This is a genomic window from bacterium (assembly GCA_040753085.1).
GTDB lineage: Bacteria > UBA9089 > JASEGY01 > JASEGY01 > JASEGY01 > JASEGY01.
Genome location: JBFMHI010000096.1, coordinates 1 through 10243 on the forward strand (window position 1 = coordinate 1; position 10243 = coordinate 10243).

Below are 10243 nucleotides of genomic sequence, written 5' to 3' on the forward strand. Positions count from 1 at the left end.
GCATAAAAGCTTCCCCTCCCTTGATGGGAGGGGTTAGGGGAGGGTGAAATAAACAACCCTCTCTTATTGTTGCTAATACCCCATCTATATTTCTTAATATAAGGTTTTTAGCAAGAGTAATAATATTACCCTCACCCTATCCCTCTCCCATCAAGGGAGAGGGAATTTTGCTTTGTCTCCCAACTAACTGCTTAACTTAGTTTTGAGCAGTTACGTAACTATTTAGCCACAAAGCCACTAAGCCACGAAGAGAATGATAGAATAGCACACGGATGACACAGATTTTGGCGGATTCTCACGGATTTTTTCTAATAAATTTGTAACCGTTCAGCACATGATGCTGGATGCTCGATGCTCGATGCTCGATCCTCGATCCTCGATGCTCGATCTTCGATGCTGGTAAAGGATTCAGTATCCAGGATCGAGCATCCAGAATCGAGCATCCAGGATCGAGCATCCAGGATCGAGGATCGAGGTTGTGTCTTTGTGCCTTAAGGGCTGAATAGTTACAAAAATTTTCCCTCAACTTTCATTACCCCCTGAACGGTTACATTCTTCATTCCGAAATCCGCAATCCGAAATCCGCAATCCGAAATCCGGTAAATCCGGTCATTCCTCCAGCCGAAGTTTCTCGAATATTCGTTTCTCGGCCTCTACACTCTTTTGCTTATAGATTTCTTCCCCGACGTTTTCTTCTTCTGGGGCTTCCGTATCAACCATAGTATCCGCTTCATTAACAGAGGCACTCTCAGTATAGCCGGTAGGCTCAGTGCCTCGTATAAAGACCTCTTTAATAACGTTCCCTTCTTTATCAACCACCAATAAACCGTTTTTCCTGTCTACGATGGCGAAAGAGACATTCCTGGGGACATTAAATTCATAAGGGGGCACGTCTTTAAGCACTTCCTGCATAAAGGCCGTCCATATTGGAGCCGCGGCTCTTCCTCCGGTCTGACCACGTCCCAGAGATTTTCGATTTCGGTCATATCCTACCCAAACGACCGCCGTCAGATTAGGGGTATAACCTGCAAACCAGGCATCAACATAGTTGTCAGTTGTGCCTGTTTTTCCGGCACATGGCCGGTCGATTTTGCTGCCCACTGACGAGGCGGCTGTTCCTCGCCTTACTACCCCTTCCATCAAGCTGGTCATGATATAAGCGGTCTCTTTGGAGAGGATTTCCTGTTCCAGGGGGATGTTTTCTTCCAGAAGATTTCCCTCCTGGTCCTCAATAAATCTTATGGACATTGGTTCCACCTTTATTCCCTGGTTGGCAAAGACAGAATAAGCCACGGCCATTTCCAAAGGAGTGGCTTCAGATGTCCCCAGGGTTAAAGAGAGATTAGGTGTTAATGGACCTTCAATTCCCATAGCATGAGCATATTTAACCACCTGATCGGGACCAACTTCCTGCATCAGTTTAATCGAGGCAACATTGATGGATTTCTCCAGGGCTTCTCTGAGGGTAACCGCACCGCGGAATTTACCATCATAGTTCGTAGGGGCCCAGGTCTTTGCTCCCTCTATATTAAAACTGACCGGGACATCATAAAGAATACTGGTCGGAGTAAATCCGGCATCAATAGCCGCCGTATAAAGGAAAGGTTTAAAGGCCGAGCCGGGTTGTCTCCTGGCCTGGGTAGCCCGGTTAACCTGATTTCCCTTGGTAAATCCACTCCCTCCCACCATGGCCTTGATATGACCGGTGGAAGGGTCTACGGCTATCAGCGCCCCTTCTATCTTGGGTGACCCCGGTTTCTTGTCTTTATTTAACCTTTCGAGTCCCTCCCCTAAGACACGCTGGGCAACTTGCTGCATAGTCAGATCAAGAGTAGTATACACCCTGAATCCACCTTTATAGATAGCCGAATCACCATAGCGTTCCTCCAGTTCTTGTCTGACATATTCCACAAAATAGGGGGCCTTATTAATAGCAATGGTTCGTTTAAAGGCCGGGTTATCTCGCTGATTCTTCACAGAGGAGCGGAACAGGTCATATTTGGCCTGTTCCGCTTCTTCAGGAATTATGAAGCCTAAACTGACCATTCGGTTTAGGACTATAGCCTGTCTGCGCTTAGCTGCTTCAGGATGAAGAAAAGGAGAAAAATAATTAGGGGCCTTGGGTAAACCGGCTAACATAGCTGATTCAGCCAGGTTGAGTTCGGAAACCTTTTTATTAAAATAAAAATTAGCGGCCGCGCCTACTCCATAAACCCCATGTCCAAAGTAAATCTTATTGAGATATCGTTCCAGGATTTCTTCTTTAGTATATCGGCGTTCGATTTGGATAGCCAGCAGGGCTTCTTGAAATTTCCGGGCATAGGTTTTTTCAGAGGTGAGAAATAAGACCTTGGCTAACTGTTGAGTAATAGTGCTTCCTCCCTCGGCGATGCGACCGGCTTTAAAATTTGCCCAGAAGGCCCGGGCAATTCCCCTCAATGAGATGCCCCGATGCTGATAAAAATTAGTATCCTCAATAGCAATAAAGGCGTTTACCAGATGCTGCGGCACTTGAGGAAGGGCCACCAGTTCCCTCTTCAGTTCAAAGAATTCAGCCAATAGCTCCCCATTCCTGTCATAAACCTTGGTAGGAAACTCCCAGTATCGAACACCTTTATATTCCTCAATCGGAGCTAAGGACGGCAGCCGCCTTAAGTTGGCCGCCACCAATCCCACGCCGGTTCCGGCCATAATAAAGAGGAGGAGGAGGGAAATAATGCCGACTATTTCCCGCCATCCAAAGCTGTAATCTTTACGTTTAGAATAACCTTTCATCGTATCTACTCAAAATCAAGTTAAAAAAGTAAGCTCATTACAGATTATAATGCTTTAAGTTTCATCTCCTTTTGTACCGACAGCGTCGGCATAAGAGCTTCCCCTCCCTTGATGGGAGGGGTTAGGGGAGGGTGAAATAACAAGAGTAATAATATTGCCCGCCCATTTCACCCTCACCCTATCCCTCTCCCATCAAGGGAGAGGGAATTTTGCTTTGTCTCCCAACTAACTGCTTAACTTAGTTTTGAGTAGTTACCATCGTATCTACTCAAAATCAAGTTGAGAACTTGTCAATTGCGAGCCCGAACGGAGTGAGGGAGCAATCCGCCCTGTTTCGCCTTCGGCTCGCAGTCCTCGCCTTACGACACAGCCTCTTCAAGGGTAACTACTCAACTTAGTTTTGAGTAGTTACCTTTCATCGTAATTAAGTTTCGAGGTGACTACTCAGGTTGTTTAGACTGGAGGCTGAAGGCAGTTAGTTCTGGCGCCTTGACCGAATCGTAGTTACCTCATCGTCTGACTTCAATCGTGAAACTCCGATCACTCAAGCTGCCCCAGAGCAACCCGGTTATTGTCTCTCCTAAAGGAAAGGCAAAGTTATCGAACTTTCGGTTAGCCAGAGCCATTATCTCATTTTTACTTTGGGCCGCATCTTTAAGCCGGGTAGGCAGAAGGTAAGTGGACATAGTATAACCATCTTCCCACACCCGGTATATATTATAAGAAACCGGATATTGAATCAAGGCCGCGGCCGCTATGTAAGTTACGCCGTTATTCTGAGTAACCAGATGGGTATGAACGTGACCGGAGTGAACACTCACCACCTGAGGGTAAGATTCAAAAATGGCCTGCAGTTGGGCGTGATTGTCAATAAACCTTGACCCTACTATGTGGGAAGACTTGCCCCACATGGCAGAGGCTAAATCATCCATTATAGACATTCGGTTAACCCAATGGTGGAGAAAGACCATCGTAGGCTTGGTCTTATATTTATCCAGATCGCCTTTGAGCCAATCTAACTGATCTTGGTCAATATTTCCTTTACTGCTGTCTAAGATGACAAAATGCCATCCCTTATGATTAAAACTGTAGTACCGGGTGATCTGTCCTGATATCTGGCTGAAACTGCTCTGCCAGGCATCGCCTTTAATATCATGATTGCCGATGACCGCATAAACCTCCCCTTTTAATTTAGTTAGTTCAGATTTAACAAATTCAAACTCAACTTCGCTTCCGGTATGGGTCAGGTCGCCCATCAAGATAGTGAAATCTACGGCTCCATCATTAACCTCCCTCACTAACTCCCTGACAATGTCTCCACTGACAGGGAAAAGCATGCCGTCTTTGCGTTCTCTCTGGGGGCTATAATGCAGGTCGGCCGCGGCAGCAAAGGAAAAGAGATATTTGCCTCCCGGTTTTTTCAGGGTTTTGAAATAATTTATGGTGGTGGGATTACCATCCTGATCTACCATTCTGAATTCATATGCCTGTTGTGGTTCAAGCGACCTGATCACCTGATAGTGATGCGTCGTAGAAGAGGCATCTTTAAGGTGACGGGTCAATTGCCCTGGGGGTCCGTATTCCAGTTGACAAATCATAGGCGCCGCGGTTTGCCAGGTGATAACGGCCTCATCAATCCCGACCGACACTAATTCTGGATTACGGATGGCGCACCCACTTCGTGGGTACCCGGGATGGCGGATTTCTACCTCATTAGGGGCTACCGTCTTTCTTGCGGCACCTGAAGAAAGAGTTTTTTCAGCGTTGGCTAAGGTAGAAAGGCTAAGTGTCCAGATTAGAATTAGGGATAAAATAAATCTCAAGCCGACGCCTCCTTCAATTACCAATTAACCATTGATAATTGGTAATTACTCAGGCAGATAGGCTGAAGGCTGAAGGCTGAAGTTCAATAGCCTTCAGCCTATTCACCTAAGCAGCCTTCAGTCTTCAGCCTATCCACCTAAGTAGCTACGATAATGGTTAATTATGAAAGACCTGGGCCGTAAAGATATAGACCTTACCCTCTCGGGGCCATTCCTGCTCTGGCAGCCCGGCCTGTCTGCAAAGGCGGCGCATTAGCTCTTCCCTGCTCCAGCCTGCTTCTAAGGCCCGTTGAGGGAGGATGACCCTCTGCTGCCATCCGGATTCTATGGCCACTCCGTGGGTGCCAGGTTCAATCAGATTGGGACTTTTGGCCTCCTTAAGCGGGGAAAGGATAGATAATTCCACCTTCACCTTATCCAGATCAGCCGCAGAAAGGGGTGAATACTGGGGCAGCGGTGAAGTCGCCGCTCTAATGGATAATTCCTGCACGGCCTTATCCAGAGGTCTAACGGGAAGCAAATGTCCGGCCTCAGCCAGCACCTGGCCATGGTCATCTAAAAGGGTGATATAGACACCCCTCAACTCACTAAATTTGGGATCTGCCGCCTTCACATCTTCAGGCAGTCTGCCTTCAAGATACTCTTTAATTGAATCCTGGGCGGTTTTGAGGAGAGACAAGCCTGCTTGACGGCTGAGCTGATCAGTAGTATAAATAGCCGAAGCGCTATAACCAACCACCCGGTGGACAATCTTACTCGTATCCGGGATATCTCTATCTGCTGAAGTAGCGTAGTTTAAAATTTCAGAATGATCCGCCCCCAGTTCCTTAGCTACCAAAAGGGCTGTAACTACCGCCCCTCCGCCACTCATTTCACACTTTTTGGTGGAAAGTTTTTGCAATAAACCTCTTGGATCAAAGGCGGCCATAGCATCCAGGGCAACTTTGTCCATGGCCCTGGTTTTCATATAGGGATAAAAACGGGAAAGATTAGAGACCGCCAAAATAAGCACATCCTTCCTTCCCTTGAGTTGATTAATCAAGGCCCGGGCCAGAATTTGACAATAGTGGTCACTCTGATTACCCATTATCACAGGGACAATCGAGAAATCTTTCAGCGTCCTTTGGAGAAAAGGCAGTTGAATCTCCAGGGCATAATCTTCTTTATGTATTTGAGGATAAAAATCTATCTTCTCGTGTTCAGCGATTAATCCCTCGGCTAAATCCGTGTCTATGAGAATCCGACCAAGGGGCGTTTCATAAGCTTTGGTTTTATCCACGGATATGGCCGGAAACTCTCTGTCAACACTGGCTCCAATAAGAACCACGGTCTTGAACCGGCTCCCTCTAAGGAGTTTATAGACATAAGCCGCTACTCGACCGGAATGATCAATACTGGCATAGGGAACAGTCAGGGCAATCAATCTCCCCAGGATCAAATGTTCCGGGGATTCATCTATTATCCGGTCTATCTCGCGAAGCAGGATCGGAGTTGAAGCCGGATAATATTTGCCGGCCGCAATAGCTGGCCGGGCTTTAATTTGATCTGAATTAGACCGGGAAGGAACCAATAAACATAGGGAAATAACCAGAAAACAGCCTAAAATAAGTTTCGAGTTCGGGGCACCCGCTTGGGGGTGGTCGAGTTTCGGGTCCATTTGTCTTTCTCAGAAGGTAACTACTCAGCCACTTCTGTCTTCCGTCGTCTGTCTTCTTTCGTCTGTCGTCTGTCGTCTCTGCCCTTTCGCCTATCTTCTCCGCTTTTCTGTTGGTCAATTAAATTTTCACCTAACATCTCTTTTATTATATCCACTATGTCAAGGAGACTGAAACCTGCCTCAGATTTAATTATATACCTGTCTGCCCCGGTATGCATACCACGAAAACGATCCCAGAAATGAGACTTCGCCGTAAGCATAATAATCGGGATATGCTGATATTTTTTATCATTCTTTAGAAGCCGACAAACCTGGTACCCATCCATTTCAGGAAGAAGAATATCAAGAACAATTAAATCAGGGTTCTCATTATAGGTCTTATTTATTGCCTCTATCCCCTCTTCAGCCAAAATTACTTTAAATCCTTCAGACAGCAAGATACTCTTTAATAGCTTTTTAATATCCTCATCATCTTCTACCACCAGTATCTTTTTGGGCACTGACTACCTCCTCCTCTTTCGAGTTTCGGGTTTGGTAAAGGGCGAAATCTCTACCCCGAAACTTGTTTTTAGAGCCTCTTTATCGCTTCCAGCAAAAGCTGGCCCATAGTCTTAGCCGCATTTTTCAACCCTTGATACCAGATCAAATCTTGCTGATAGTTAGCTTCCAACCGGTCTTCTATCTTTTTGGCCTCCTGCATCTCTTCAAATATTTCAGAGTAAAAGAGGACCTTAAGTGTTTGAAAGGCATCTTGCTCGGCCCGAAGTTTATCTTCCAACTGAGATTTTCGCTGACCTAATTTACCTTTCTTTATATCTTCATACCAACTTCGACGGGCCAATCGGAGCCTCTTATCCGCCAGATTATAGATTCTGGACAGACTCCTGGCCGTTTGGTTGAATTCGGCTTTAAGTTTAGGAATAATATTAGCTTTTGGTATCAGAGACGCCCGTTCCAGGGTATCAGCCACAGGAATCTCTTTCTGACAATATCTTTCAAGTGTTTCTTCGAAGGGGAGAGGGAGTGTACCTTCAATCCTTGCCCCTCCACCGGTAGCGTTTATTACTACTGTTCCAGGCTCACATTTGGGTATTTCAGCCTCGAACCATTTCCGATATTCATTAAGCACCCGGTTGGTCTCTACTTCTCCCCCATAAATTCCAGGCACGGTAATAATAGACCGTTCTTTGATATAATCGTAAATCATCATTTCCATAGTATTAAACCGATTAATCCGGTCTACCCAGGAGGCAATAAGGGCGCTATCCCGGGTATAAACCAACCCGTCAGTATAGGCCAGGTCCTGGCCGATAAAGATGATGGGATTGCCCTTAAGCTCTCTGGCCAGATAAAAGGCCACCGTAGCTACCGACCCGCCGGCTGTTTCCAGGAAGCCTTTATCTCCGATGCGTTCACTCACCCAAAGGTCGAAAGGGTGGTTGGTGGAAAAAATAAACTTTGGCCCGGGGATATTCAGGATTTCCCAATAAGTTATCAGACCGGCCACCAGTGGGGGGCCTTCACTTAAGTCTATCCCCTCGAAGTAGCGGTAATTTGTCTGTTGAGGGTCAACCGCTACCACCAGGTCAGGTTTGACTCCTTGATTAAGGAGCGGTCGCAGGGAAGTATCAACGGCGATGAGAAGGGCCTTGCCTTTGGCCTTATTTAAAAGTGGAATATTCTTGTCCAGAGAAGGCCCCGCCGAGATGATAATAACAGGCAATCCGCTGGGAAAGACGTTAACCAGGTCTTTCACCCCTGGATTAGCCAGGGCGATGGGCAGGTTGGTCAAGATATTCTGCTGCCATTCAAATCCGAATCTGGCCAGGGTGGCTGCCTGAAGACGCTGGTTCTCCAGATAGGCCTTTATTTGGCGGCTGAGTGCTTCGTAATATTCGGGATATAGATCAACCGCCGGTCTGTGTTCTATGGTCCAGGTTCCCCGGTTTTTGAGAAACTGAAAATTTGCGGCTACCCATTTCAAAATAGACTCAGAGGTGGCGGTTACCGCTAAAGTCACCCTGGGTGAACGAAGGATGGGTCTTAAATCAACCAGGTGGAGAGCCGCCGAGAAGATATTCGAGTCTTTTTCTACCACCAGGATTTTAATATCAGGATTGCTTTCTTTTAAAAGCTCTTCCACATGATAACCCAGGCCAAAACCGTGGACAAAGACCACATCAGTGCGCGTAAGGTCTGCTGAAAGGGCGGCCTTCTTTGCTTCCCCTCTGGGGTCCTCCAGGCCGTGAATTAAAACCCCTTTATATCTTATGGTCGGCAGGCCTGTTTTACTTTCCAGTATTTCTATCCCCTTTGGCTTTACCAGCCGCTCCACCAGACTAGGATAAAGTTTTTTAAGAAGGGCGATGTTAGGCTTGAAAAATTTAGACTCAGCCAGTTCCCGTCCAGTTTTCAGAAAATTCTGGACCCTCTCGTTCATAAGAAGATAATAATCTCTGTAAAGCTGAGTTGAGGCTTGATGAGAGATAGTCCATATCTGGCGGTGTCTTATGGTCTCGAAGTTATTATCCAGCCAGTTAAGGAGAGCCTCAGGTTTAACCGAAATAGCCAGCTCAACCTGGGGGGAAGTCAACAAGTAGGAGAAATCTGCCAGGCTTATGGCCGCGGAAAATATTTCAAAATCAGCTTCGATAATAATGAGGAAGTTTTCCGGCCCCATTCGGTCAAAGATTTCTTTAATATGATAGCCCAAGCCTATCCCATAAATGATGACCACGTCTTCCCGGCCAAACTTGATCTGATCGGCCATCCGTTTGGCCTCACGTTGAGGATCATAACGGGAATGTAAATAGATGCCCTTATATTTGGCGGTAACTTGCCCGCTCTGGCTCTTTAAGAGTTCTAAGTCTTTAGGTTTCCTCAAGAGAGAGACTAAGGGAGGATACCGCTGCTGGATAAGTTTAAAGTTGGTGGTAAAGGGTTCCATTCCATCCCCTCGGTTTGTAACTGACAATTGTTATCGGCCAGACCCTTCTTCGTCAGATTGTTTGGTCAACTGTCCTCAGCCTTCATAGGACTTCCCATCCTGAAAGAAAACCTCTACCAGCTATCGCCAGGTATAAACCGGACCAATAATATCCAGGCTTCTCCAAATTCTTCTTCCCCTTCTTTTCAGCTACCCTTGCCAGGCAATCTGTCTCCCTCTTTCCCATAGCCTTATCCTTTCTCTTTTCTTTTTCTCAGACTCCAACTTCAACTCAATGTTTCTAAGACGCACAAAGGGAGCTTTGTCCCTGGTTTTTTATTATATACCAACTGTTCGCAGTTTGTCAAGCATTTTGAGAGATTCAGGCTGAGAAAGGCCAAGAGTGAGAAAGGCTATGTAGACCGGGATGAAACATATTTCACCGGGAGGCCACACTCAGGGAAATTACCGGGGCGGACCAGAAGGCCATGCTCAATCCCCCTTAGTGGCCTACTTACGTTGAACGGCAGGTAGAGTGAGCCATTCCGAAAGGGGCTGGTCGTAGTGAAGTGAGCCGGGAAGCGGAGAACAGAGGGACAAGGGAGCAAAGGTACGGAGGAGTGGAGGAGTAGGAGTAGAAGGCGAAGCTAAGTTCTATTTGCAAGATTTATAACTTCGCCTATTAGTAAACCAGTAGCTTTTGATATTTTCTCCATGTCATCTCCCAAACTTAGGAGAGTTTTCGCGATCTCTATTGCCTTTTCATTTTTACCTTTTTCTAGTCCTTGCTGTATGCCTTGTTCTATGCCTTGTTCTATGCCTTGTTCTATGCCTTGTTCTATGCCTTGTTCTATGCCTTGTTCTATGCCTTGTTCTATGCCTTGTTTTAAGCCTTGTTTTAAGCCTTGTTTTAAGCCTTGTTTTAAGCCTTGTTTTATGCCTTGTTTTAAGGCAAACTCGATGGAATTCTTTTGGAGGTAGATAAAATCGTGCCTTTTAAACTGTGCTTCCAGCTCTTCTTCACTCATCCCGGCAGTATTGGCTATTTCAAAGGCCTTTTTT

8 protein-coding genes are annotated in these 10243 nt (G+C 46.3%); 1 reads left to right on the plus strand and 7 read right to left on the minus strand.

Translation table 11 applies throughout. The annotated features are described in order from the left end of the window. Nucleotides 1–344: 344 nt before the first annotated feature. The gene (locus tag AB1797_09930; protein ID MEW5767926.1) at nt 345–506 is read left to right on the plus strand and encodes a hypothetical protein; all 162 of its coding nucleotides are present in this window, start codon (nt 345–347) and stop codon (nt 504–506) included. Between the two features lie 103 nt (nt 507–609). On the opposite strand, the gene AB1797_09935 is transcribed toward AB1797_09930, so the two are convergent. The 7 genes from AB1797_09935 to AB1797_09965 all read right to left on the minus strand — a co-directional run. Next, nucleotides 610–2775, minus strand: a complete 2166-nt coding sequence (locus tag AB1797_09935; protein MEW5767927.1) for a penicillin-binding protein 1A — start codon at nt 2773–2775, stop codon at nt 610–612. 509 nt (nt 2776–3284) lie between these two features. Then, complete coding sequence (locus tag AB1797_09940; protein MEW5767928.1) at nt 3285–4598, minus strand: metallophosphoesterase family protein; 1314 nt, start codon at nt 4596–4598, stop codon at nt 3285–3287. Nucleotides 4599–4755: 157 nt separating this feature from the next. After that, nucleotides 4756–6255 (minus strand): AmmeMemoRadiSam system protein B, encoded by a 1500-nt coding sequence (amrB, locus tag AB1797_09945; protein ID MEW5767929.1) that lies wholly within the window; start codon nt 6253–6255, stop codon nt 4756–4758. Nucleotides 6256–6275: 20 nt separating this feature from the next. After that, nucleotides 6276–6755 (minus strand): response regulator, encoded by a 480-nt coding sequence (locus AB1797_09950; protein ID MEW5767930.1) that lies wholly within the window; start codon nt 6753–6755, stop codon nt 6276–6278. Nucleotides 6756–6823: 68 nt separating this feature from the next. Then, nucleotides 6824–9229: a 6-hydroxymethylpterin diphosphokinase MptE-like protein gene (locus AB1797_09955; protein ID MEW5767931.1), complete on the minus strand. Its 2406-nt coding sequence runs from the start codon at nt 9227–9229 to the stop codon at nt 6824–6826. Between the two features lie 55 nt (nt 9230–9284). Next, on the minus strand, nt 9285–9428 hold the full coding sequence (locus AB1797_09960; protein ID MEW5767932.1) for a hypothetical protein: 144 nt from the start codon (nt 9426–9428) through the stop codon (nt 9285–9287). Between the two features lie 400 nt (nt 9429–9828). Continuing rightward, a partial coding sequence (locus tag AB1797_09965; GenBank protein ID MEW5767933.1) for a hypothetical protein occupies nt 9829–10243 on the minus strand: 415 nt, incomplete at its 5' end.